Annotated in this window: 27 protein-coding genes; 19 read left to right on the top strand and 8 right to left on the bottom strand. The window is 73.4% G+C overall.

The features are described 5' to 3' along the window. Window positions 1-12 precede the first annotated feature (12 nt). The 4 genes from NE235_RS05530 to NE235_RS37180 all read right to left on the bottom strand — a co-directional run bounded on the left by NE235_RS05530 (window position 13) and on the right by NE235_RS37180 (window position 2,761). On the bottom strand, window positions 13-576 hold the full coding sequence (locus tag NE235_RS05530) for a PadR family transcriptional regulator (RefSeq protein WP_252799832.1): 564 nt from the start codon (window positions 574-576) through the stop codon (window positions 13-15). An 82-nt stretch (window positions 577-658) separates the two neighbouring features. After that, complete coding sequence (locus tag NE235_RS05525) at window positions 659-1,534, bottom strand: polysaccharide deacetylase family protein (RefSeq protein WP_252799831.1); 876 nt, start codon at window positions 1,532-1,534, stop codon at window positions 659-661. A 97-nt stretch (window positions 1,535-1,631) separates the two neighbouring features. Continuing rightward, window positions 1,632-2,462: a polysaccharide deacetylase family protein gene (locus tag NE235_RS05520; RefSeq protein ID WP_252799830.1), complete on the bottom strand. Its 831-nt coding sequence runs from the start codon at window positions 2,460-2,462 to the stop codon at window positions 1,632-1,634. Window positions 2,463-2,635: 173 nt separating this feature from the next. Beyond that, window positions 2,636-2,761 (bottom strand): hypothetical protein, encoded by a 126-nt coding sequence (locus NE235_RS37180; RefSeq protein WP_289848197.1) that lies wholly within the window; start codon window positions 2,759-2,761, stop codon window positions 2,636-2,638. 30 nt (window positions 2,762-2,791) lie between these two features. On the opposite strand from NE235_RS37180, the gene NE235_RS05515 reads away from it, so the two are divergent. Continuing rightward, on the top strand, window positions 2,792-3,427 hold the full coding sequence (locus tag NE235_RS05515; protein ID WP_252799829.1) for an NAD(P)-dependent oxidoreductase: 636 nt from the start codon (window positions 2,792-2,794) through the stop codon (window positions 3,425-3,427). A gap of 72 nt (window positions 3,428-3,499) precedes the next feature. On the opposite strand, the gene NE235_RS05510 is transcribed toward NE235_RS05515, so the two are convergent. After that, window positions 3,500-3,874, bottom strand: a complete 375-nt coding sequence (locus NE235_RS05510) for an FKBP-type peptidyl-prolyl cis-trans isomerase (RefSeq protein ID WP_252799828.1) — start codon at window positions 3,872-3,874, stop codon at window positions 3,500-3,502. Window positions 3,875-3,968: 94 nt separating this feature from the next. Between NE235_RS05510 and NE235_RS05505 the strand changes: the two genes are divergently transcribed. Then, window positions 3,969-4,598: a DsbA family oxidoreductase gene (locus NE235_RS05505; protein WP_252799827.1), complete on the top strand. Its 630-nt coding sequence runs from the start codon at window positions 3,969-3,971 to the stop codon at window positions 4,596-4,598. Window positions 4,599-4,848: 250 nt separating this feature from the next. Then, on the top strand, window positions 4,849-6,222 hold the full coding sequence (locus NE235_RS05500) for an APC family permease (RefSeq protein WP_252799826.1): 1,374 nt from the start codon (window positions 4,849-4,851) through the stop codon (window positions 6,220-6,222). Here the strand turns inward: NE235_RS05500 and NE235_RS05495 are convergent. Beyond that, window positions 6,158-6,949: a carbon-nitrogen hydrolase family protein gene (locus tag NE235_RS05495; RefSeq protein WP_252799825.1), complete on the bottom strand. Its 792-nt coding sequence runs from the start codon at window positions 6,947-6,949 to the stop codon at window positions 6,158-6,160. The two genes, NE235_RS05500 and NE235_RS05495, sit on opposite strands and share 65 nt — an antisense overlap. A gap of 77 nt (window positions 6,950-7,026) precedes the next feature. Between NE235_RS05495 and NE235_RS05490 the strand changes: the two genes are divergently transcribed. The 16 genes from NE235_RS05490 to NE235_RS05415 all read left to right on the top strand — a co-directional run bounded on the left by NE235_RS05490 (window position 7,027) and on the right by NE235_RS05415 (window position 20,241). After that, entirely contained in the window at window positions 7,027-8,196 is a 1,170-nt protein-coding gene (locus tag NE235_RS05490) for a pyridoxal phosphate-dependent aminotransferase (RefSeq protein WP_308206026.1), read from the top strand. Between the two features lie 35 nt (window positions 8,197-8,231). Next, window positions 8,232-8,918 carry an SseB family protein gene (locus tag NE235_RS05485; protein WP_252799824.1) on the top strand — a complete coding sequence of 229 codons (687 nt, stop codon included), beginning with the start codon at window positions 8,232-8,234 and terminating at the stop codon, window positions 8,916-8,918. 9 nt (window positions 8,919-8,927) lie between these two features. Next, window positions 8,928-9,491, top strand: a complete 564-nt coding sequence (locus tag NE235_RS05480; protein ID WP_252799823.1) for a prepilin peptidase — start codon at window positions 8,928-8,930, stop codon at window positions 9,489-9,491. A 139-nt stretch (window positions 9,492-9,630) separates the two neighbouring features. Beyond that, complete coding sequence (locus NE235_RS05475; RefSeq protein ID WP_252799822.1) at window positions 9,631-10,296, top strand: hypothetical protein; 666 nt, start codon at window positions 9,631-9,633, stop codon at window positions 10,294-10,296. 76 nt (window positions 10,297-10,372) lie between these two features. Beyond that, window positions 10,373-11,551: a chorismate synthase gene (aroC, locus tag NE235_RS05470; protein ID WP_252799821.1), complete on the top strand. Its 1,179-nt coding sequence runs from the start codon at window positions 10,373-10,375 to the stop codon at window positions 11,549-11,551. Beyond that, a complete protein-coding gene (locus tag NE235_RS05465) occupies window positions 11,548-12,048 on the top strand; it encodes a shikimate kinase (RefSeq protein WP_252799820.1) in 501 nt (166 codons plus the stop codon). Before aroC ends, NE235_RS05465 begins: the two co-directional genes overlap by 4 nt. Continuing rightward, the gene (gene aroB / locus NE235_RS05460) at window positions 12,045-13,112 is read left to right on the top strand and encodes a 3-dehydroquinate synthase (RefSeq protein WP_252799819.1); all 1,068 of its coding nucleotides are present in this window, start codon (window positions 12,045-12,047) and stop codon (window positions 13,110-13,112) included. Before NE235_RS05465 ends, aroB begins: the two co-directional genes overlap by 4 nt. A 31-nt stretch (window positions 13,113-13,143) precedes the next feature. Next, a complete protein-coding gene (aroQ, locus tag NE235_RS05455; RefSeq protein WP_252799818.1) occupies window positions 13,144-13,590 on the top strand; it encodes a type II 3-dehydroquinate dehydratase in 447 nt (148 codons plus the stop codon). Between the two features lie 89 nt (window positions 13,591-13,679). Further along, window positions 13,680-14,726 (top strand): LLM class F420-dependent oxidoreductase, encoded by a 1,047-nt coding sequence (locus NE235_RS05450; protein WP_252799817.1) that lies wholly within the window; start codon window positions 13,680-13,682, stop codon window positions 14,724-14,726. 24 nt (window positions 14,727-14,750) lie between these two features. Then, window positions 14,751-15,818: a M24 family metallopeptidase gene (locus tag NE235_RS05445; RefSeq protein ID WP_252799816.1), complete on the top strand. Its 1,068-nt coding sequence runs from the start codon at window positions 14,751-14,753 to the stop codon at window positions 15,816-15,818. Between the two features lie 36 nt (window positions 15,819-15,854). Beyond that, window positions 15,855-16,412, top strand: a complete 558-nt coding sequence (gene efp, locus NE235_RS05440) for an elongation factor P (RefSeq protein WP_252799815.1) — start codon at window positions 15,855-15,857, stop codon at window positions 16,410-16,412. 3 nt (window positions 16,413-16,415) lie between these two features. Then, window positions 16,416-16,832, top strand: a complete 417-nt coding sequence (gene nusB, locus NE235_RS05435; protein ID WP_252799814.1) for a transcription antitermination factor NusB — start codon at window positions 16,416-16,418, stop codon at window positions 16,830-16,832. 161 nt (window positions 16,833-16,993) lie between these two features. Continuing rightward, window positions 16,994-17,557 (top strand): hemerythrin domain-containing protein, encoded by a 564-nt coding sequence (locus NE235_RS05430; protein WP_252799813.1) that lies wholly within the window; start codon window positions 16,994-16,996, stop codon window positions 17,555-17,557. A gap of 76 nt (window positions 17,558-17,633) precedes the next feature. After that, window positions 17,634-18,380, top strand: a complete 747-nt coding sequence (locus NE235_RS05425) for a methyltransferase domain-containing protein (RefSeq protein ID WP_252799812.1) — start codon at window positions 17,634-17,636, stop codon at window positions 18,378-18,380. Window positions 18,381-18,387: 7 nt separating this feature from the next. Further along, on the top strand, window positions 18,388-19,659 hold the full coding sequence (locus NE235_RS05420) for a DNA polymerase IV (protein ID WP_252799811.1): 1,272 nt from the start codon (window positions 18,388-18,390) through the stop codon (window positions 19,657-19,659). A gap of 210 nt (window positions 19,660-19,869) precedes the next feature. Then, complete coding sequence (locus tag NE235_RS05415) at window positions 19,870-20,241, top strand: DUF3040 domain-containing protein (RefSeq protein WP_252799810.1); 372 nt, start codon at window positions 19,870-19,872, stop codon at window positions 20,239-20,241. A 182-nt stretch (window positions 20,242-20,423) separates the two neighbouring features. On the opposite strand, the gene NE235_RS05410 is transcribed toward NE235_RS05415, so the two are convergent. Both NE235_RS05410 and NE235_RS05405 read right to left on the bottom strand, forming a co-directional pair. Then, window positions 20,424-22,817 carry a transglutaminase TgpA family protein gene (locus tag NE235_RS05410; RefSeq protein WP_252799809.1) on the bottom strand — a complete coding sequence of 798 codons (2,394 nt, stop codon included), beginning with the start codon at window positions 22,815-22,817 and terminating at the stop codon, window positions 20,424-20,426. Next, the gene (locus NE235_RS05405) at window positions 22,814-24,046 is read right to left on the bottom strand and encodes a DUF58 domain-containing protein (protein WP_252799808.1); all 1,233 of its coding nucleotides are present in this window, start codon (window positions 24,044-24,046) and stop codon (window positions 22,814-22,816) included. Before NE235_RS05405 ends, NE235_RS05410 begins: the two co-directional genes overlap by 4 nt.

Here is a 24,046-nt window from a genome sequence, read left to right as displayed (position 1 = left end):
GACGCGCCAGGCTCAGTTGTCGCGCCAGCGGTCGCGGGGGGACAGGTCCGGGATGTCGTCGTCCTCGTCGCCCGCGGCGGCGATGGTCTCCCAGAAGGCGGCGTGCGCCTGCTCATGGAGGATGCCGAGGGAGAGCGTGTGGTCGCGGGCCCGGCCGGGCCCGTCCGGGTCCAGCGCCGCGCGGCGCCGGCGGTACCGCTCCACCTTCTCCCGGTGCTGTTCGGCCTGGCTGCGGGCGAGGCGCACGAGGTCCTCAGGCTCGCCGAGGTCGGCGAACGCCAGCCTGAGCTGCGCGGGGTCGCGGTTGTCGGCCGGGGGCGCCTCGGGCGCGGCCAGCCACGCGTCCAGCGCCCGTTCGCCCTCGGGGGTGAGGTGGAAGAAGCGCCGCCGCCGGCCGCCCTCCTCGGCCTCCTCCCGGAGGAGACCCAGCTCCGCGAGCCGGGGCGGGTCCCGGTAGAGCTGCGCGTGCGGGATCGGCCAGAAGAACCCGACGCTCTCCTCCACCCGCGCCTTCAGCTCGTACGGGGTCATGGGGCCATGCCGGGCGATCAGGCCGAGCACCACGTAGGCCGACATGCTCAACTCCACCCGCGCCTCCTGGCCGCCATCGTCCGCGAGACCGTCTCGTCGTCTCTCCCCCATACCCCGGCCCATCGCACTACTCGAAAAATTGCGGGGGGAGATGGTCGCGGAACGCGGCGGGCGTGAAGCCCTGCTTCTTGATCGTGCGGAGCATCCGCTTGAAGTCGGGGGTCATGTGCGGGTTGAAGTGCACGAGCAGGATGTCGCCCCGGTGTAGTTTGCCGGGCACCTGGTAGGCGATCTTCCCGTTGCTGACCACCTCGCGCCAGAAGAAGATCGCCTTCATCCCGCAGTCCCGCGCGGCCCGCAGCGTGTCGTGGTCGGTCGCACCGTACGGCGCGCGGAACAGCGTCGGGCGCGTGCCGTACTGCGTGGCGTAGATGGCGGCCGAGTCGCAGATCTCCTGCTTCTGCCGCTTGTACGACAGCCGGGGCAGGTACGGGTGCGTCATCGTGTGATCCTCGATCAGCGCGCCCGCCTGCTGGAGCTCGCGGAAGTACCCGTAGTCCTTCTTCACCGCCATGTTCGCCAGGAACAGCGTCACCGGGATCCGCTCGTCGCGGATCAGCCGCACGAAGTCGGCGTCCTTCTCCCAGCCGTCGTCGATGGTGATGAAGACGATCTTGTCCTGGACCGGGATACGGCTGATGACCGGGGGCAGCCCATTCCGCGATCGGGGGAACCCTGAGGGCGTCGTCGTGGTGGGCGACCCCGTCGGCGAACCGCTCGGCGTCGCCGACGCGGGAGGCGAGGGGGGCGAGGGGGGTGGGGTCAGCGGACTGGGCGAGGACGGCGGCCCGTTACCGGGGGTCTGGCTCGGCCGGCCGCCGTCCGCGCCCCGTGAGGCGACGGGCGCGGCCGTCCTGGCGTGGGAGGCGTGGCCGCAGGCCGTCAGGCCGCCGGCGGTGAGCACCGCGAGGGCGGCCGCGGTCAGAGCACGCAGCTGTGGCATCGGATGTCCCTTCGCAATGGCGGTACGACGGTCATCAGGCTGTCCCGTTTCGAGGGGGGATCAACCTGTTCGCCCGAGGGCGTGGACGTGGGATGGCTCACCCCGCCGCCTCTCCGCCCAGGGAGCGGGGGAGGTAGTTCTGTAGCGCCGCGGGGTGTAGTCCCGCCTGCCGGATCCAGGTGAGCAGGCGCTCGAAGTCGCCGGCGAGACCGGGGCGGAAGTGCATCAGGATGATGTCGCCGGGCCGCAGGTCCGAGCCCCCGTCCATGCGGGCCAGCTTCCCGGACAGGCCGTTGTAGAACTCCACGGACCAGATGACGACCGACTTCATCCCGCAGTCGCGGGCCGCCGTCCGGGTGACCTGGTCGTACGATCCGCCGGGCGGCCGGAAGATCTGCGGCCGCCGCCCGTACTGCCGGGCGTCGATGTCGGCCGAGTCGCAGATCTGCCGGTGCTGCGCCGCCGAGGACAGCCGCCGCATGTCGTTGTACGGCGCGGCGTGGTCCATGGTGTGGTCCTCGATCGGCGCGCCGGCGTGCTGCAGCGCCCAGAAGTACTCGTAGCCGGTGCGTGCCGCCTGGTCGGTGAGGAAGACCATGATCGGTACCCGTTGCCTCCGGACCACGTCGACGAAGCGGGTGTCGTGCTCCCAGCCGTCGTCGATGGTGATGAAGACGACCTTGTCGTTGGTCTGGATCCGGTCGACCACCGGTGGCAGGCCGTCTCCGCGCCGCTGGTACGCGACCTGCCAGGTGCCGGGCTTCGGCGCGGGCCAGCGCGGTGGGGCCATGACCTGCGCCATCGCGGGCGGGCCCGCGGTCCGCGCGGGAGAGCTCTCCGCCCGTCCCCGGATGTCGGGCCACACGCCGGAGGCGACTCCGAGTGCCGCCGCGAGCACGCACGACGCGATCAACCGCATTTCACGCATTCATCCCAGCTTCCCCTCAGTGGATCTTAAGTATCCGCATAGGGGTTGATGCGCGGAAGTGGCGGCCAGGTTCGGGCAATCCACCGTCACTTCGGGCGGCGGTGGGATCGTGCGGGCGGTGCGGCCCCGGTCTCAGGGCGGGTTCGGGCCCCCGGACCAGGGTGTGGTGGGTCTCAGCCCATGCCGAGGGCGCGCAGCAGCGTGGCGCTCAGGGCGGTCACCGTCGCGTCCGGCACCGGCGTGGCATCGGGCCCCTCGGCGAAGTGCCGGACGAACGCCTGCTGGAAGGTACTGACCATGGCTCGCGGACTACGAAGGGCGGACGGCTCATGAGACTCACGATCCTCGGGGCGACCGGGGGGACCGGCACGCAGCTGGTCCGGCAGGCGCTGGAGCGCGGTCACGAGGTGACCGCCGTGGTGCGCGACCCGGCACGGCTCGACGTCCCCGCCCACGAGCGCCTGGACGTCGTCACCGCCGACGTGATGGATCCGGCCGCCGTCACGCCCGCGGTCGCCGCGGCCGACGCCGTCGTCTCCGCGCTCGGCCACCGCGGCACCGGCCCGACGACCGTCTGCCGGGACGGTGCCCGCAGCGCCATCGCGGCGATGAGCGAGACCGGCGTCCGCCGGTTCCTCATGGTCAGCGCGGCGGGCATGGTCACGGACCCCGGTGACGGGCCGCTGACGCGCTACGTCGCCAAACCGATCCTGCAGCGGATCCTGCGCAACGGCTTCGCCGACATGAGGCGGGCGGAGGAGGAGGTCCGCGGCAGCGACCTCGACTGGACGATCGTCCGGCCGCCGCGGCTCACCGACAAGGAGGGCACCGGGAGGTACCACACCGCGGCCGACCGCAGCATCCGCGGCGGCGTGTCGATCTCCCGCGCCGACCTCGCCACCGGCATCCTCGCGATGGTCCCCGACGGCTCGACGGTGCGGCGGCACGTCTGGATCGCGCATTGACCCTCGGACGGGCGACGGCCCCGTCCCCGGAACTCCGGTGACGGGGCCGTCGCGCGGGCCTTCGGGGTCCGGTCAGCGGACGCCCAGGAGGTCGACGACGAAGATCAGCGTCTCGCCCGGCTTGATCGCGCGGCCCGCGCCGCGGTTGCCGTAGCCCAGGTGCGGCGGGATGACGAGCTTGCGGCGCCCGCCGACGCGCATGCCGGCGACGCCCTGGTCCCAGCCCTGGATGACGCGGCCCGCCCCGAGCGGGAAGCTGAAGGGCTCACCGCGGTTCCAGGAGGCGTCGAACTCCTCGCCGGTCGAGTGCGCCACGCCGACGTAGTGCACCGAGACGGTCGACCCGGGGGTCGCCTCGGCGCCGTCGCCGACCGTGATGTCGGTGATCTGCAGGTCGGCGGGCGGCTCGCCCTCGGGGAAGTCGATCTCGGGTCGCTCAAGCGCCATGGGGATGTCTCTCATTGTCGGTGATATCGAGTTCCCCAGCGTATCCACCTGAGACGGCCGTGCGGCCGGTGGAATGCGCGTACCGCCGGGCCGGTTGCCAACCGTTGTGAATGTTGAGATCTTCTCGGATGTCGTATGCCCCTGGTGTTACCTGGGACGGGCGCGGTTCGAGGCCGCCGTCCGCGACTTCGGCGGCGAGGTGAACGTCACCTGGCGGCCGTACCAGCTCGATCCCGGCGCCTCCGGCGGCGGGCTGATGGACGACGCCCTCGCCGGGAAGTTCGGCGGCGCCGACCGCGTCGCCGAGGCGCACGCGCGGATGCGGGAGCTGATGGCGGCCGAGGGCCTGCCGTACGCGCCGGAGAAGGCGCTGAGCGCCAACACCCGGGACGCGCACCGCGTGATCGCGCTGGCCGGTGAGGCGGGTGTCCAGGACGCCGTCGTGGGCCGGCTCTTCCGTGCCCACCACGCCGAGGGCCGGGACCTGAACGACCACGGGGCGCTCGCCGAGCTCGCCGCCGAGGCCGGTCTGGCGGGTGTGGCGGAGCGCCTCGCGGCGGGGGAGGGCGACGCGGCGGTCACCGCGCAGCTGGAGACGGCGCGGGCGATCGGTGTCACCGGCGTCCCGTTCTTCGTCTTCGAGGGCACCTGGGCGGTGTCCGGGGCGCAGTCACGGGAGTTCTTCGGCAGCGCCCTCGCGGAGGTCGCCGCCAAGGCCTCCTGATCCGCGCCCGCCCCGCGCCTGCCCCGCGCCCAGGCCCGCGCCCGGCCCGCGTCTGATCCGTGCCCGGTCCGCCGGGCCCGCGCCCAGGCCCGCGGGCGGGCACAGGCGGGTCCGCTGGGGCAAGCGGGGCGAGTGAGCCGGTCCCAGGTCATGGAAACCATCTGACCTGGTAAAACGCTTTGGGGTCCCGAATCGCGGGCGGATACATTCCGACATACGGGTACATCCGAATCCCCCCGGGAGATCCCTTTTGGAGCCGCAGGCACTTCGCCGCAGCCTGTCGCTGCGCGACCTCATCGTCTACGGGCTGCTGTTCATCGGCCCGCTCGCGCCGGTGGGCGTCTTCGGCGTCCTCGACGCCAAGAGCTCCGGGGCGGTCGCCCTCGTCTACCTGGTCGCGACGGTCGCGATGGGCTTCACCGCCCTGTCGTACGCGCAGATGTCGCGCCGGATCCCGAACGCCGGTTCGGTGTTCGCCTACGCCAGCGCGGGGCTCGGCCGGCCGGCGGGGCTGCTGGCCGGCTGGATGGCGATGCTGGACTACCTCCTGATCCCCGCGGTGGCGTACCTGTTCTGCGGGATCGCCCTGCACTCGCAGGTGCCCTCGGTGCCCGCCTGGGTCTTCACCGCGGTCGCGTTCGCCTTGACCACGGCGTTCAACCTGGCCGGCGTCCGCCTCGCCGCGCGGGTCGGGTTCGTCGTGCTGGTGATCGAGATCGTGCTGCTGGCGGTCTTCGTGGTCGCCGCGATCGCCGTACTGATCGCGCACGGCCCGGCCCGGCCGTGGACGTCGCCGTTCGGCGGCGCCGGCGGGATGACCGCGCCCGCCGTCATGGGGGCCGTCTCCGTCGCCGTGCTGTCCTTCCTCGGCTTCGACGGGATCGCCTCCTTCGCCGAGGAGAACACCGGCGACGAGCGCCAGGTCGGCCGCGCGGTCCTGTTCTGCCTGGCCCTCGCCGGCCTGCTGTTCGTCGTCCAGACGTACCTGGCGGGGCTGCTCATGCCCATGAGCCCCCGCCACCTCGCGGCCGCGCCCGCCGAGCAGGGCACGGCGTTCTACACGATGACCGACACCGCCTTCGGGTCCTGGCTCCACCTGGCGTTCGTCGTCGTGAAGGGCGTCGGCCCGGCGTTCTCCGCGATGTCCGCGGTCGCGGCCGCGTCCCGGCTGATGTACGGGATGGCCCGCGACCACGGCCTGCCCAAGGCGCTCGCGACCGTCGACTCCCGCACCCGGGTGCCGCGGGCGGCGCTCCTCACGACGGCGGGCGTGGCGGCCGTCGTGTCGATCTGGGCGGCCTGGCTGTCCAACGGCCTCGACGTGCTCGTGTCGATCGTGAACATCGGCGCCCTCGTCGCCTTCACCCTGCTGCACGCGTCGGTCGCCGGATACTTCGTCGTACGCCGGCGGAGCCGGGCGTGGCTGCCGCACCTGCTCGTGCCGGCCGCGGGCGCCGCCGTCTCGATCTGGATCATCGTGTCGGCGACCACGATGGCGAAGATCGTCGGCGGCGCCTGGCTCCTGATCGGGCTCGTCCTGGTCGCCCTGCGGTACCGGGTCAGCCGAACAGGTCGGGGCGGCGGTGTTCCAGCGCGGGGAGGGTCTTCCGCACGTGTTCGGTGACCACGTCGTCGATCTCCACCACGCGCACGCCCGGGAACGGCCCCAGGTCGGTCTGCACCGTGCCCATCGGGTCCACGAGCAGGCTGCGTCCCACCCCGATCGCGCCGCCCGGCGCCTGCGGCGGGTCCGGGGCCTTGTCGACGGCGGCCGTCCAGACGGTGTTCTCGATGGCGCGGGCGCGGACGAGCGTGACCCAGTGCTCCTCCTTGAAGTTGCCCTGCGCCCAGGAGGCGATCACGGTCAGCAGGTCGGCGCCGCGGTCGACGAGCGCCCTGGCCAGCTCGGGGAAGCGCAGGTCGTAGCAGGTGATCAGGCCGATCCGCGCCCCGGCGAGCTCGACCACCACGGGTGTGTCCCCGGGCGCGATCAGCTCCGACTCGCGGAATCCGAACGCGTCGAACAGATGGATCTTGCGGTAGGCGCCCGCCCGGCGGCCGTCGGTGTCGATCGCGACCGCGGTGTTGTACACCCGTCCGTCGGGCGCCGGCTCGAACACCCCCGCGATCACGGCCGTACGGTGCCTGCGCGCCGCCTCGGCCAGCGTGCTCACCCAGGGACCGTCGAGGGGCTCGGCCGCCGCGGCCATGGCGCGGCCGAACCGCACCTGCACCGCCTCCGGGAAGATCGCCAGGTCGGCCTCCGAGGCGACGGCGAGCGCCTCCAGGACATGCTCCAGGTTCTCCTTGGGGTCGTCGCCGACCGGGATCTGGCACAGGGCGATCCGCATGACGGGCCTCCTCATCTCGTCCTTCCACCACCGTACCGATCTCCGGCGCCGGAGCCTCGTTCACTTACGCTGATCCGGTGACCCTTGAGAACGACCCGCTCGTCGCCCGCATGCAGGGCTTCGGCACCACCGTGTTCGCGGAGATGACGGCGCTGGCGATCCGCACCGGCGCGATCAATCTGGGCCAGGGCTTCCCGGACACCGACGGCCCGGCCAAGCTGCTGGAGACCGCGGCCGAGGCCATCATGGGCGGCGCGAACCAGTACCCGCCCGGCCCCGGCCTGCCGGAGCTGCGGGAGGCCGTCGCCGCGCAGCGCGCGGACCGCTACGGCCTGACGTACGACCCCGACGGCGAGGTCCTCGTCACCGTCGGCGCCACCGAGGCGATCGCCGCAGTCATCCTCGCCCTCGTCGAGACCGGGGAGGAGGTCGTCGTCTTCGAGCCTTACTACGACTCGTACGCGGCGATCATCGCGCTGGCCGGCGGCGTGCGCCGGCCGGTCACGCTGCGGCCCGACGGCGGGCGGTTCACGTTCGACGCCGGCGAGCTGCGCGCCGCCGTGACGCCGCGCACCCGGGTGCTGCTCCTGAACTCCCCGCACAACCCGACCGGCACGGTGTTCACCCGCGAGGAGCTGGAGATCATCGCGGACGTCTGCCGTGAACACGACCTCATCGCCGTCACCGACGAGGTCTACGAGTACCTGACCTACGACGGCCCGGCCGCGCACGTGCCGCTCGCGACCCTGCCCGGCATGCGCGAGCGCACGGTCGCGATCTCCTCGGCCGGCAAGACCTTCTCGGTCACCGGCTGGAAGGTCGGCTGGATCACCGCCCCGCCGCGGTTCGTACGCGCGGTGCAGACGGTCAAGCAGTTCCTCACGTTCACCGCCAGTGCCCCCTACCAGCGCGCGGTCGCGTACGCGCTGCGCGAGGAACGCGAGTGGGCCGAGGACCTGCGCGTGTCGCTGCGCGCCAAGCGCGACCGGCTCAGCGACGGGCTCACCGCCGCCGGGCTCACGACGTTCCGGCCGCAGGGCACCTACTTCGTCCAGGCCGACGTGCGCCCGCTCGGGTTCGGCGACGGGCGGGAGTTCGTCACCGCCCTGCACGAGCGCGCCGGCATCGTCGCCATCCCGACGCAGGTGTTCTACGACTCCGACGCCGGCGACCCGTACGTCCGGTTCGCCTTCTGCAAGCGCGACGAGGTGATCGACGAGGCCGTCGAGCGGCTGCGCCGTCTCTGACGGCCGGTCGCGGGGCTCGGATACGCTGGGCTGTCGTGTCCGGACACCGCATCCCGCAGCCACAGTTCCCCGACGACGACGGGCGCACGCCCGCCGAGGTCGAGCGGGCGCTCAGCGACTACGCCGAGGGCCGCGCGGGGGAGCGGGCCGTGCTCGCGGCGCTCGCCGATACCCGCCTGCTCGTCCCGGTCGTCGCCGTGCTGACCGAGGACGAGACCGTCGACGGCCTGCGGCGGGAGAAGGAGAGCGAGATGGCGCTCCCCACCCTCGTCGGGCAGGACGGCCGGCGCGCGGTCCTGGCCTTCACCTCCACCGAGAGCCTCGCCCGCTGGCGCCCGGACGCCCGGCCCGTCGCGGTGCACGCCCGGCAGGCGTGCCAGGCCGCCGTCGACGAGTCCGCCGACGCGCTCGTCGTCGACGTCGCGGGCCCCGTCCCGTACGCCATCGAAGGCGCCCGGCTGCACGTGCTCGCGAACGGCGGCGCGATCACCGCGCCGCACGAGGACCCCGACGTCCTGATGGCCGTGCACGGGGCGGTCGACGGCCTGCCGGGCATCACCGGCGTGCGCGTGGAGCCCGGGGAGCGGGCCGAACTCGCCGTGCGCCTCCGGCTGGCCGACGGCGCCGGCGCGGAGCAGGTACGGACCGCCGCGGACCGCCTCGCCGAACGCCTCCGCGGGCACGTGTCCGGAGGCGTCGAGATCGGCGTCGTCCGCGGTTAATCTGCCCGGGTGACCACCCCCGACTGGGCCGAGCCGGTGCTCCGGCGGCGGCTCGCCGTCACCACGGTCGCCGTGCTCGTCCTCGCGCTCGTCGCGTGGCGGGTCGGCCCGGCGCCCGACCTCCCGGCGTTCGGGTACCTCGCCGTGGCCGGCGTCGCGCTGGCGTTCATCGACGTCGCGCTCAAGCGGCTGCCCGACCCGGTGACGCTCCCGTCGTACGCCGCCGGCCTGCTGCTGCTCGGCCTCGCTGCCCTCTTCACCGACCGCGGCGGCACGCGGTTCACGCACGCGCTGCTCGGCATGGCGGCGCTGTTCGCGCTGTACGCCCTGCAGTGGCTCATCGCGCCGAACCAGATCGGCCTGGGCGATGTGAAGCTGGCGGGCGTGCTCGGGCTGTACCTGGGCTGGCTCGGCCTCGCGGGCTGGGTCCTCGGGGTGGGCGCCGGGTACGTCGTCGCGGCGGTGTGGTCGCTCGCGCTCCTGGCGAGCCGTCGGGCGACGCTCAAGACCCAGATCCCATACGGGCCGTTCATGCTGGCCGGAGTGCTGGTGGCGGTGCTCGCGCACCCCTGAGACCACGCCGGACCGCCTCTTTGCCCTCGCGTGGAACGCCCCTTGACCCTGGGCGGGTATCCCGACCGGGCGGCCTTGCCCGGGCGAAGGCGGCGCGCTGAACCCGTCTTAACGGGATCGATCGGATGAGGGGCGACAATTGACTGCTCGCAGGTGGATCGCCGTGCTGACCGCCGGCTCGGCCGGGCTGCTTCCGGCCATGACGTCGTGGGAGACGGCGCCGGCCGCCGCGTACCCCGCATCCGCGGCCGGACCGGCGCGGCGGGGAGCCGGGCCGCGTACCTCACCGTCCCCGGCCGCAGGCCCGGCGACGGCCGGCGGCGGAGAGACCGTCATCATCGCGTCGCCGTCCGCGTCGCCGTCCGCGTCGCCCAGCCCGGCGGCCACGGCCGGCGGGGGTGACAACGTCAACATCGCGTCGCCGTCCCCGTCCGCCGCCCCGGCGGAGACGCCGTCCCCGAGCCCGGCGGGCACGGCCGCCGGTGGAGAGACGGTCGTCATCGCGCCGGAGGACAACGGAACGAACGGCGACGGGCAGAACGCGAACGACTCGTTCAGGAACCGGTTCCGCCGGGGCCGGCCGTTCCGGGAGAGCCCCAACCTGGAGTTCACCGGATGGATCGGCTGGCCCGAACTCTCCATGGGCTGCCACTTCGACCCGTACTTCGAGGGCGTGGACTGGCGCGGCCGCCGGGTCATCTGCGTCGACCGGGCCGTCCGGCCGCCGCGTGTCGGGCTGCCCCGCGTCCGCGGCCGCCGCTTCTTCTTCCCCCGCCGCCGCTTCCCCTTCCACCGCTTCCCCTGACCCGTCGCGGGGTGGGGTCGTCTCAGGCTGCGGACAGTTGCGCGTAGCCTTCCGTGGGGATGGAAGGATTCACCTCATGCTGCGCTGGTTGACCGCGGGGGAGTCTCATGGCCCGGCCCTCGTCGCGATCATGGAAGGGCTGCCCGCCGGGGTCCAGGTGACCTCGGCCGACATCGCCGAGGCGCTGCGCCGCCGCCGGCTCGGACACGGGCGGGGCGCCCGCATGAAGTTCGAGCAGGACAAGGTGACGGTCGTCGGCGGGATCCGGCACGGCCGCACGCAGGGCGGCCCGGTGGCGATCGAGGTCGCCAACAGTGAGTGGCCGAAGTGGGAGACGGTCATGGCGGCCGATCCGGTGGACGCGGACGAGCTGGCCGCCCAGGCGCGCAACGCCCCGCTGTCCCGGCCCCGGCCCGGCCACGCCGACCTTGCGGGCATGCAGAAGTACGGCTTCGACGACGCCCGGCCGATCCTGGAGCGGGCCAGCGCCCGCGAGACCGCCGCGCGCGTCGCGATCGGCGAGGTGGCCAAGGCGTTCCTGGCGCAGGTCGCGGGCACCCGGATCGTCAGCCACGTCGTGGCGCTCGGCGAGATCGCCGCGCCGGACGGCGTGCTTCCCGGCCCCGACGACCTGGAGCGGATCGACGCGGACCCGGTGCGCTGCGCCGATCCGGAGACGAGCGCCGCGATGGTCGCCCACATCGACGAGCTCCGCAAGGCCGGTGACACGCTCGGCGGCGTGGTGGAGGTCATCGCCTACGGCCTGCCGCCCGGCCTGGGCAGCCACGTGCACTGGGACCGGAGGCTCGACGCCCGCCTGGCCGGGGCCCTGATGGGCATCCAGGCGATCAAGGGCGTGGAGGTCGGCGACGGGTTCACCACCGCACGCCGCCCCGGTTCGCGGGCGCACGACGAGATCGAGAACACCCCCGAGGGCATCCGGCGGCGGACCGCGCGCGCCGGCGGCATCGAGGGCGGCATGACGACCGGCGATCCGGTCCGGGTCCGGGCCGCGATGAAGCCGATCTCGACCGTGCCGCGCGCGCTGGACACGGTGGACGTGACGACCGGGGAGCCGGCCAAGGCGATCAACCAGCGCAGTGACGTGACCGCGGTCCCCGCGGCCGGGGTCGTCGCCGAGGCGATGGTGGCGCTGGTGCTGGCCGAAGCCGTGGTCGAGAAGTTCGGCGGCGACTCCGTCGAGGAGACGGCGCGTAATCTGCAGGGCTACCTCTCAACGCTGGTGATCAAGTGAACTCCAAGGTCGTCGTCATCGGTCCGCCCGGCTCCGGGAAGACCACCGTGGGCCAGATCGTCGCCGAGCGCCTCGGCGTCCCGTTCCGTGACACCGACCACGACGTCGAGGTCACGGCCGGCAAGCCGATCGGGGAGATCTTCGTCGACGACGGCGAGGAGCACTTCCGGGCGCTGGAGCGCGCGGCCGTGCGCGAGGCCCTCGAGACCCACGAGGGCGTGATCGCCCTCGGCGGCGGCGCCATCCTCGACCCGGGCACCCAGGAGGACCTCGCCGGGCACCGGGTCGTCTACCTCGAGGTCGGGCTGTCGGACGCGGTCAAGCGGGTCGGGCTGGCCTCGGCGCGGCCACTGCTCGTCCTGAACCCGCGCAGCCGGTTCCGCAAGCTGATGGAGGAGCGCCGGCCCATCTACGAGCGCCTCGCCGTGCTGACGGTCGCCACGGACGGCCGGGAGCCCGCCGACATCGCCGAGGAGATCGTGAAGGGGCTCGCGTGACCGAGGTGCACGTCGGAGGCGACGCGCCGTACCAGGTCGTCATCGGCACCGGGGTGCTCGGGCGGCTTCCGTCGCTGGTCGGAGAGGCCAGGACGGTCGCGGTGGTGCACGCCGAGGGCCTGCCGGAGATCGCCCGGCCGGTGTGCGGGGCGCTCGCCGAGGCCGGCTACGACGTCCACGCCCTGCCCGTGCCCGACGGCGAGGCAGGCAAGGACGTGACCGTGCTCGCCCGGCTCTGGTCCGACTTCGCCCGGCTCGGCATGACCCGTACCGACGTGGTCGTCGGCGTCGGCGGCGGCGCGACGACCGACCTGGCCGGATTCGCCGCCGCGACCTGGCTGCGGGGCGTCAAGGTCGTGCTGCTGCCCACGACGCTGCTGGCCATGGTGGACGCCGCGGTCGGCGGCAAGACCGCGATCGACATCCCCGAGGGCAAGAACCTCGTCGGTGCCTTCCATCCGCCCGCCGGTGTCCTCTGCGACCTGACGACGCTCGTCACGATGCCGCGCGCCGACTACGTCGCCGGGCTGGCCGAGGTGATCAAGGCCGGGTTCATCGCCGACCCGAGGATCCTGGAGCTGGTCGAGGACGACCCGGAGGCCGCGGGCCGGCCGGACGGGCCGCACACCCTGGAGCTCATCGAACGGGCCGTCGCCGTGAAGGCGCGCGTCGTCTCGGAGGACCTCAAGGAGAGCGGCCTGCGGGAGATCCTCAACTACGGGCACACGCTCGGCCACGCGATCGAGAAGGTCGAGGAGTACCGCTTCCGCCACGGCGACGCGGTCGCGATCGGCATGGTGTACGCCGCCGAGCTGGCGCGCCTGGCCGGCCGCCTCGGTGACGCGGACGCCGACCGGCACCGGAAGATCCTCACCGCCGTCGGCCTGCCGACCGCGTACTCACCCGACGTGTGGCCGTCGCTGCGCGACGCCATGCGCATCGACAAGAAGGCGCGCGGGGCGCGGCTGCGTTTCGTCGTCCTCGACGGCGTCGGCGACCCGGGCCGGCTGGAGGACCCGGACGAGGACCTGCTCGTGCGGGCGTACGAGCGGGTGACCCGGTGAGCGCCGGGCGACGGACGGAGGCGGGCGGTCGATGAGTGAGGTCTTCGTCCTGAACGGGCCGAACCTCGGCAGGCTGGGCAGCCGCGAACCCGACGTGTACGGCGCGGCGGACTTCGAGGCCCTCACCGCGCTGTGCCGGGACACCGCGCGGCGGCTGGGCCTGCACGCGGAGGTGCGCCAGACCGACGACGAGGCCGAGCTGCTCTCGTGGCTGCACGAGGCCGCCGACGGCAGGATCCCGGTCGTGCTGAACCCGGCGGCGTTCACGCACTACTCGTACGCCGTGCGCGACGCCATCGCGCAGCGCACCGCCCCCCTGATCGAGGTGCACCTGTCCAACCCGGCGGCCCGGGAGGAGTTCCGGCACAACTCGGTCGTCGCGGGGGTGGCGACGGGCACGATCGCCGGTTTCGGGTTCCTGTCGTACGTGCTGGCGCTGCAGGCGATCGCCGAGCTCCTCGCGGAGAGCGGGAACTGACACCGGGGATGCCGGGACCGCCCCGGGTACGGTAAGACTGAACGTCATTCGGTTACTCGGCGGTTCAGGTCAGGATCAGGAGCGGCGACATGCGCATCGGGATGTCCCTCAACTACGCGGGCGGTTTCAGGGAGACCGTCGACGAGCTGGCGGACTATGAGAAGGCCGGCCTCGACATCGTGTTCGTGCCGGAGGCGTACAGCTTCGACGCGGTCAGCCAGATGGGCTTCATCGCGGCGCGGACCGAGCGGCTGCAGATCGCCTCGGGCATCCTCCAGCTCTACTCGCGGACCCCGACGCTCACCGCGATGACGGCGGCCGGCCTCGACTACGTCTCCGGCGGGCGGTTCGTGCTCGGCCTCGGCGCGTCCGGCCCGCAGGTCATCGAGGGCTGGCACGGCGTCCCGTACACCGCGCCGATCGGGCGGACCAGGGAGATCATCGAGATCTGCCGCATGGTGTGGCGCCGCGAACGCCTCGTCTACGACGGCAGGTACTACAAGCTGCCGCTGCCCGCCGAGGAGGGCACCGGCCTCGGCAAGCCGCTCAAGCTGATCAACCACCCGGTCCGCGAGCGCATCCCGATCTTCATCGCGTCTCTCGGACCGAAGAACGTCGAGATGACCGCCGAACTGGCCGAGGGCTGGGAGCCGATCTTCTACGTTCCGGAGAAGGCCGGTGACGTCTGGGGCGACGCGCTCGCCCGTGGCAAGGCCAAACGCGACCCCTCGCTCGGTGAGCTGGACATCGTCGCGCAGGCGTTCCTGGCGATCGGCGACGACGTCGAGGGCCTGCTCGACCTCGGCCGGCCGATGGCCGCGCTGTACATCGGCGGCATGGGCGCCAAGGGCCGCAACTTCTACAACGACCTCGCCCGCCGCTACGGGTACGAGAAGGAGGCCGAGGAGATCCAGGACCTCTACCTCGCCGGGAAGAAGGACGAGGCCGCGGCCAAGGTGCCGTACGAACTGCTGCAGAAGACCTCCCTGATCGGCTCGGAGGGCTTCGTCCGCGACCGGCTGGCGGCGCTGAAGGAGTCCGGCGTCACGACGCTCAACGTCGCGCCCATGGCCGCCGACCACGAGTCCCGCGTCAAGCTGATCGAGCAGGTACGGGAGCTGGCCGCGTCCGTCTGAGACCGCACGCGTAGAGTGCGGGGCATGCCGGAGATCCACGAGGCCCGCCGTGCGCGGCTGGCCACGCTCGTCGCCGCCCGCGGCGCCGAGGCGGCCCTCATCACCCGCCTGGTCAACGTGCGCTACCTGACCGGGCTGGCCAGTTCCAACGCCGCGCTGCTCGTGCGCGCCGACGGGAGCGCCGTGCTGGCGACCGACGGCCGGTACGCCGGCACGGCCGCGCGCGTGTGCCCGGACCTGGAGTGCGTGATCGACCGGGCCGCCGCGGGCGTCCTGGCCGGGCGGGCACGGGGCCGGCTGGCGTTCGAGGCGCACGACGTCACCGTCGAGGCCCGCGACGCGCTCGCCGCGGAGCCGGACGCGCCGGAGCTCGTCCCCCTCGGCCGTGCCGTGGAGGAACTGCGCATGGTCAAGGACGAGGAGGAGATCGTCCTCCTCGCGGAGGCCTGCGCCATCACCGACCGGGCCTTCGACGCGGTGCTGCCCGCGCTCCGGCCCGGCGTCACCGAACGCGAGATCGCCATCGCCCTGGACCGGGCGATGGTCGACCTCGGCGCGGACCGGCCGGCGTTCGCCACCATCGTGGCGAGCGGCCCCAACGGTGCGATCCCGCACCACGTCCCGTCCGGGCGCGCGATCGAGCGCGGCGACCTGGTCACCATGGACTTCGGCGCCCTGCGGGACGGCTACCACGCCGACATGACCCGGACCGTCGCGGTCGGTGAGGCCGGCGCGTGGGAACGCGAGATCTACGAACTCGTCGCCGCGGCCCAGGCGGCGGGCCTCACGGCGGCGCGCCCGGAGGCGGTGACCAAGGAGGTCGACGCCGCCTCCCGCGGAGTGATCCAGGAGGCCGGGCACGGCGAGGACTTCCCGCACGGCCTCGGGCACGGCGTCGGCCTGGAGATCCACGAGGCACCGCTCATGGGGTATGACAAGACCGGTAAACTGATGGATCGAGTTCCCATCACCGTCGAGCCCGGCGTCTACGTCGCCGGTCGCGGCGGGGTCCGCATCGAGGACACGCTCGTCGTCCGTGCGGACGGTCCGGAGCTGCTCACCAAGACGACAAAGGACCTGCTCGTCATCTAGACGCGGCAGACCGCCGAAGCGGGAGAACGACACACAGTGGCGACGACGAACGACCTCAAGAACGGCATGACGCTGAACCTCGACGGCCAGCTGTGGACCGTCCTGGAGTTCCAGCACGTCAAGCCTGGCAAGGGCGGCGCGTTCGTCCGCACCAAGCTCAAGAACGTCCTGTCCGGCAAGGTCGTCGACAAGACCTTCAACGCCGGCACCAAGGTCGACGTGGCGAACGTCGACAAGCGGGAGATGCAGTACCTCTACCGCGAGGGCGAGGACTTCGTCTTCATGGACACCGAGACCTACGACCAGCCGCACATCCCGGCGGCGACGGTCGGCGAGGCGGCGGACTACCTCCTCCCGGAGCAGAACGCCGTGATCGCCTTCAACGAGGGCACCCCGCTCTACATCGAGCTGCCCGCCGCCGTGGTGCTCGAGGTGACCGAGACCGAGCCCGGCCTGCAGGGCGACCGCTCCACCGGCGGCACCAAGCCCGCGACGGTCGAGACGGGCGCGACGATCCAGGTCCCGCTGTTCATCACTACCGGCGAGAAGATCAAGGTCGACACCCGCTCGGGCGACTACCTGGGTCGTGCCTGATCCGTGGCCGCACGGAGCAAGGCGCGCAGACGCGCCCTCGAAATCCTCTACGAGGCCGAGGTCCGCGGTGAGCCGCCGGTCGAGGTCCTCGACCGGCGCACCCGGCAGGCGGAGCACCGGCTCGCCGAGCAGGACTTCGTCGATCGGCTCGTCGAGGGCGTGGCCACCCGCCGCGAGCGCATCGACGAGCTGATCGCGACGTACGCCGTCGGCTGGACCCTCGACCGGATGCCCATCGTCGACCGCAACATCCTGCGGCTCGGCGCGTTCGAACTGCTGTGGAGCGAGGACGTTCCCGACGGCGTCGCCGTCAGCGAGGCGGTCGCCCTGGCCACCGACCTGTCCACCGACGAGTCGCCCCGGTTCGTCAACGGCCTGCTGTCGCGGCTGCTGGAGCTGAAACCCTCCCTGGCGCTCTAGACGCCACACGGGCCGGCCGGTACCGGGAAGGCGCCGGCCGGTTCGACGGCGCGTGAGCACCGGCGTGCCGCGCCAGAGGATCCTCGGCACGGACGCGTTTCGCGCGCCAGGGGCGGGGCAGGGGCCGCGGTGAGAGCGCAGAGCTCCGAAGCGAGCCGATCATGCACCCACCCGACGACCTCGTCAGCGTTTTGATACAGGACCACCGAGACCTGCAGCAGCTCCACTTCGAACTGGGTTACACGATCGAGTTCCCCCGGTTGCGGCACTCGCTGGTCGAGTTGCTGATCGCCGAGGTGGTCCGGCACGAGGTCGCCGAGGAGACCTACGTCTTCCCGGTGGTCCGGGCCCGTCTCCCTCACGGACCGGCGCTCGTCGATGAGGACGTCGCCGGGCATCGGGAGATATGGCAGGTCCTGAACAGCCTGGACGAACCCGATCTGACCAGCGAGGAGTTCGCCTCCCGCCTGTCGCGGCTGAAGGCGACGACCGCGCCGCACACGCGGGCCGAGGAGGAGGAACTCTACCCGGCGCTGACCGAGCACCTCGACGAGGACGAACGCGTCGCCCTCGGCCGGGCCGCGTTGCGGGCGAAGGAGAAGGCGGCGCTCCGCCGGTACCTCGCGGAACCGGACTGCTCCCTGCGGAACAGGGTCTGTTCCTCGCCCACGACCCTGGCCGAACGGGTCCGCACGTACCTGCGCGCCGACGCCTACCGCCTCTGACCGCGCGCCTCCCGGGGACGCCCAGCCAGCGGAACCCTCTAGGGTGAGGGAAGCACCGAGCCGGGAGGGGGCAGCCGTGACCGATCGTCCGCGCTCGCGGTCGACGCGCACCGCCGTCGTGTGGGAGATCCTGCGCGAGGTCCTCGACGAGACCGCGAAGGAGTCGGGGCGTGACCGGCTCGACGTCGTCGACGCGGGCGGCGGCACCGGCGGGTTCGCCGTGCCGCTGGCCGAGCTCGGGCACCACGTCACGGTCGTCGACGCCAGCCCGGACGCTCTCGCCGGCCTCGAGCGCCGCGCGGCCGAGGCCGGAGTCGCGGTCCGGGCCGCGCAGGGCGACGCCGACGGCCTGCTGGACGTCGTGGGGCCGGACAGCGCCGACCTCGTCATCTGCCACAGCGTGCTGGAGTACGTCGACGACCCGGCCGGCGCGCTGGCCGCGATCGCCCGCACCGTACGGCCCGGCGGAGCGGTCAGCGTGCTGGCCGCCAACCAGGTCGCCGCGGTGCTCCACCGGGCGCTCGCCGGGCACTTCGAGGACGCCCGGCGGGTGCTGTCGAGCGCGCAGGGCCGCTGGGGCGACCGCGACCCGGTGCCGCGCCGGTTCACCTCGGGGATGCTGGCCGAGCTGATCGAGGCGGCGGGCCTGCGGTCGGGGCCGGTGCACGGGGTCCGCGTGTTCGCCGACCTCGTACCCAGCGGCATCATCGACGGTGAGCGCGGGGCCGCGGACGAGCTCGTCGCCCTCGAGCGCGCCGTCGCCATGCACCCCGTCCTGAAGGACGTCGCCACCCAGCTCCACGCCCTGGCCTACCGGCGCTAGGCGACCGATGAGCAGGAAGCAGCAGTTGCACCGGCCGGGGCCGCCGCCCGGTCCGCCGGGTGACGACACCGGCTGCACGGTCCTGCACGTCGACATGGACGCCTTCTTCGTGAGCGTTGAGCTGCTGGAGCGCCCGGAGCTGCGCGGCCGCCCGGTCGTCGTCGGCGGGGCCGGGCCGCGCGGTGTGGTGGCCGCCGCCTCGTACGAGGCCCGGGCCTTCGGGGTGCACTCGGCGATGCCGATGAGCCGGGCCCGGCGGCTCTGCCCGCAGGCGGCCGTGCTGCCGCCCCGCCATGACAGGTACGCCGCCGTGTCGGCGGGCGTCATGGAGATCTTCCGGTCCGTCACGCCGCTGGTGGAGCCGCTCGCGCTCGACGAGGCGTTCCTCGACGTGGCGGGGGCGCGGCGCCGGCTGGGCCGGCCCGCCGAAATCGGCCGGATGATCCGGGAGCAGGTCGTCGCGCGGCAAGGCATCACCTGCTCGGTCGGGGTGGCGAGCACCAAGTTCGTGGCCAAGCTCGCGTCGACCAGGTGTAAACCGGACGGCCTGCTCGTCGTTCCCGCGGACGAGGTGGTCGACTTCCTGCACCCGCTGCCGGTCGCGGCCCTGTGGGGCGTGGGGGAGCGCACCGAGGAGTCCCTGCGGCGCCTGGGTCTCCGTACGGTCGGCGACCTCGCGCGGACGCCGGTCGACACGCTGCGGCGCGAGGTCGGCGACGCGGTGGGCCGGCACCTGCACGACCTGTCCTGGGGCCGGGATCCGCGGTCGGTGACGGCGAGCGTGCCGGACAAGAGCATCGGCGCGGAGGAGACGTTCGACCGGGACATCGCCGACCCGGAGGCGATCCGGCGTGAACTGCTGCGGCTGTCCGACCGGGTGGGCGCACGGCTGCGCGGCAGCGGCCAGGCGGGCCGCACCGTGGCGGTCAAGCTCCGCCGATCGGACTTCACCACCGTGACCCGCGCCCGCACGCTGCGGGAGCCGACCGACGTCGCCCGTGAGGTGTACGCGACCGCCTGCGCGCTGTACGAGGCGTCGGGGCTGGAGGGCGTCCCCCTGCGGCTGGTGGGCGTGCGCGTCGAGAACCTCGTGGCCGCCGGGACGACGCCGCGGCAGCTGGCCCTGGGCGAGCCGGAGACCGGCTGGCGCCAGGCGGAGGCGGCCATGGACCTGGCCGCCCGCCGGTTCGGCGCGGGCGCCGTACGCCCCGCCGCCCTGGTCCGCGCGGACCGTGAGAGTGACCCTCGCCACGGTCGGGAGACCGATGTCGACCGATGAGACGGGTGTGAGAGCAGTGACGACGCCGAGTGATCAGGAGTGCTGACTTGACGATCCTCCTGCCCACAGGCGAACGTTTTCTTTCCCCCGGTCGTCAGGGCTCGTATTCTGGGCATATCACCGATAGCCAAGTCCCCGTCCGGCGTGGGATTCCCCCTCGCGGGGCTGTCTTTGGGAGGCGCCGTGCCGCTCTCTGACCACGAGCAGCGCATGCTCGACCAGATCGAGCGCGCGCTGTACGCCGAGGATCCGAAGTTCGCTTCGGCGGTCCGCTCGACCGATCCACAGGTGCATTACAGGCGCAGGATCTGGAAGGCCGCGATCGGGTCCGCGCTGGGCCTGTTCGTGGTGTTGGCAGGCGTCATCGTGAACACCATGCCGATCAGCGTCGTGATCAGCGTGGCCGGGTTCCTGCTCATGGTCACCTGCTGCGCGTGGGGGCTGACCAGCTGGAAGCGGATGAACGGAGTGGCCGATACGGCGCCGCGCAGGCGGGGCAGGCGGCCGAAGGCGGCCAGAGCCAAGGGCGGCTTCATGGAGCGCATCGAGGAGCGCTGGCGCCGCCGCCACGGAGAGCTTTGACCTCCCCCGAGACCCACGTCACCGCCCGGCACCGCCGGGCGGTGACGCGCTTCCCGGGCCGCCTCCCGCCGGGCCGTCCGATCGGACGCGTTCTCCGGGCGGCTCCGGCCGGGCGTGCCGGAGCGGACGGCCTCCCCGGGGCCGGTCCTGAGCGGACACCTGCCCGGGGCTCCGCCGCTCGCTCAGCCGGCGGAGCGGCGTCGCCGGCGGAGGGCGAGTGAGTCGAGCCGGTCCAACGCGTCGAGCGCCCGCCCGGCCACGCCGCGCGGGAGCGCCGCCGAGGATCGTGGCAGCACCCGGGCCCGCCAGCGGCCGCGCCGGCCGGCCGCCGCGGCGAACGCGGACCGCACGGTGAGTACGTCCTCGCGAAGTCCCGTGCCGGGGCCGGGCGCCGGCGCGTACCTCGCGAGCTCCTCGGCCCGTACGAGCCGGTTCAGGGCCTCGGCGGCCGGCCCGTCCGGCGGCAGCGCCCCGGTGAGCCGCCGGGCCGCGGCCCGCGGGCTGTCGCCGGTCCGCCACGGCAGCCCGAAGTCCACCGCGGCGATCCGCAGTTCGTCCCAGGCCGCGTGTGCCACGTCGGCCTCGGTCGCCGCGCGCGCCCAGCGGCGTACCCGCGCGAAGCGGTGCAGCGCCGCGGGTGCCGAGACCAAAAGGAGCAGGAGGACCAGCAGCGTCAGGACCCGGCCGATCGGCAGGCCGCCGTGGTGCGGCGTGGTGAGCGGTCCGGCCGGGCCGCCCCGGTCGAGCGGGTCGGCGCGGTGGCGCGGGACCGGCCCGGAGCCGGTGGCCGAGCGGCCGCCCGGGGCCTGCCCGGTCGAGGGCAGCCGGCCCGTGGGCCCGCTGCCCGGCGCGCCGGGGAGCAGGAGCGGGCTGGTGTAGTCCGGTACGGTCGCGCTGCCCTGGCCGATGCCTCCCGCGGGGGTCGGCTCGAACCGCAGCCAGCCGACGCCGGCGAAGTACAGCTCCGGCCAGGCGTGCGTGTCCTTGGTCCGTACGATCCAGCCGCCGTCCGCCTGGCGTTCACCGGCGGTGTAGCCCATGGCGACGCGCGCCGGAATGCCGACGAGCCGGGCCAGCAGCGCCATCGACGCCGCGAACTGCTCGCAGTATCCGGTCCGGCTGCCGAACAGGAAGTCGCGCAGCGCCGCGACGTTGCGGGGGGAGGGCGCGTCGAGGCTGTACGTGAAGTTGCCGGGCTTGGTGAACCACTGCTGCAGCTTGACGGCCCGGTCGTACGGCGTCGGCGCCGTCGCGGTCAGCCGGTGGGCCAGGGCGATGACGTCCCTTCCCACCGACAGCGGGGCCGGCACGGCGAGGTAGCGCGCGGCGACGTCGGGGGGAAGCGGGGTGGTGGCCTCCAGCTGCTGGTACGTCGGCGAGGGGCGGACGCTCGACACCGTGTAGGCCCGGCCGCCCGCCGACTCATGCGGGGAGAAGATCATCAGCGTCGGGGCGTCGACCCGCCAGTCGCCCTTGATCGACACCTTGGTCGGCGGGTACGGGGCCGGCAGGACGTTCATGCCGCGCACGTGCGAGTCGACCCTGATGGTGGTGGTCACCGGGCGGAGGAGTGAGGAGTCCAGGCCCAGGCCCTGTGCCGGGGGCAGGGCCCGGCCGTCCACGCGCGCGTTCTTGTCCCCGTGGATCGCGGAGTACGTCCACCCGTCGCCGTCGAACCGGTCGAGCGAGTACATCCGCAGGTACTCCGGGGTGGCCTCGTCCGACGTCCGGTAGGTGAGGACGACGGCGTCGTCCGCCCGTACGAGCTGGCGTTTCAGGCTGACCAGCGGGTCCGGGGTGGTCACCGTCGTGAGCCCGCCCGCGCCGCCGCCGCCCGCGTCGGGCAGCCAGCGCGGATCGACGTCGGGCACCGCCAGGGGGACCACGATCGCCAGGACGACGGCGGTCAGCCCGATCCGCCGTCCCGTCACGGCCAGGGGACTCGAGTCGGGGCGGTCGCGGATCGGCGCCTCGCCCGACCAGTACCGTGTGAAGACCGGACGGCCCCAGCCGGAGAGGCGGTCACGGGAGTCGGCGACGAGGAGCGCGAGGTATCCGGTCGCGCCCGGCAGGAAGACCAGCCAGCCGGTGCTCTCCTCCCGGAACCGCGCCGGGAGCGCGTACATCGCCAGCAGGGGCAGGCCGGCCGGCGCGGCACGGCGCAGACGGACGGCGAGCAGGTCGACGAGGATCGCGATCAGCCCGATGCCGCCGGTGCTCAGCAGCTCCACTCCCGGCAGCACCGGGACGGGCGGGGCGTAGCGGAACGAGTCCCGCCAACCGTCGCCGGCCAGTTCCGCCAGGTACGACACCGAGCCGGGAGTCGGGACGACGCCGAGCAGCGCGTCGCCGGACGCGAACAGCACGTTGAGGTAGAAGCCGAGCGCCACGATGGCGATCAGCGGACAGGCCAGGGCGGGCAGGCGGAAACGCCGGGTCAGCGCGCCCGCCCCGCCGACGGTGAGTACCGCGCCGAGGCCGCTGCCGAACCACCCCGCCGTCCTGAACAGCGGGTACAGCGCGAGCGAGGCGAGCAGTGTCGCCACGCAGGCCACGATCGTCAGGCGTATCCTCATCGCGCCTCCGTCCGATGCTGCGGCCCGAGCGGTCCGCCGTCGTCGGGCCAGGCCGTCCGCAGCGCGGCGGCCGAGGCGACGGGGAGGACCCGCCACCCCGCCGTGCGCAGGATCCGGGCGGCCTCCGGGTCCGCGCTCTCCTCCCCGACGATCACGGCGACGCGGGCGGCGGTCCCGTGCCCGGCCCCGGCGACCTCGCGGGCGTCCTCCGGAGTGAGCCGCCCGAACACTCCGACGATCAGGCCGTCGCCCTTGTTCGCCGTCTCCCGCACCGCCGCCAGGCCCGGCCGCAGCGACCGGCCCCGCGACGTGCGGGCCACGGCGAGGAGGTCGAGGAGCGCCCCCTCGAACGCCGCGGACGGGGCGAGCGCCACGCCCTCGCCGGTGACGTACCGCAGGCCGAGCCCCTCCCGGCCGAGCCGCAGCCCGATCGAGGCCGCGGCGGACACGGCCTGCTCGAACGACGCGCCCGGCCCGTCTCCCCAGTGCGCCGTCCGGCGCGTGTCGAGGAACAGGGTGCCGCTCGTCTGCCACTGCTGTTCCTCGCGGCGCACCATCAGCTCGCCGCGGCGCGCCGTCGACCGCCAGTGCACCCGCCGCAGGTCGTCGCCGTGCCGGTACTCGCGGGGCGTCACGTCGTCATCCCCGGCGCCGGCGACGAGCCGGGCCCGGCTCTCACCGCCGCCCGTCCACGAGCCGGTGGGCCGGCCCGCCGGGAGGGGAACGATCGCGGGCGTGACGGTGATGACGTCCGCCGCCGAGAACGACCGGACCAGCTCCACCAGGCCGAAGGGGTCGGCCAGGCGTACGGTCAGCGGCCCGACGGCGTACCGGCCGCGGACGTCCGCCCGTACCCGGTAGGCCATCTCCCGGCCGCCGCCCGGCTCGATCCGGTCGATGACGAACCGCGCGCGCCCGCCCAGCGTGTACGGCACCTGGTCCTCGATGAGGAGGATCCCGGTCGGCAGCCGCGAGACGTTCTCCAGCAGGACGTTCACCTGGGCCTCGCCGCCGGCGGCGAAGCGGGTCGGGCTCGCCCGGCGTGAACAGGTCAGCCGGTAGCGGGTCCGCGAGACCACCAGCACGGACAGCAGCGGCAGGGCCAGGATGAGCAGGCCGGCGCGAAGGAGGTCCCGCTCGCCGAGGACGAACGAACACGCGATCGCGGTGGCCCCGGCCGCGACGAACGAACGGCCACGCGTCGTCAGCGCGCTGAGCGTCCCCCCCAT

Source organism: Actinoallomurus spadix (assembly GCF_024055725.1).
Taxonomy (GTDB): domain Bacteria; phylum Actinomycetota; class Actinomycetes; order Streptosporangiales; family Streptosporangiaceae; genus Actinoallomurus; species Actinoallomurus spadix.
Note: the sequence above shows the minus strand (reverse complement) of the source record. Positions and strands in the feature narration are given on the sequence as shown.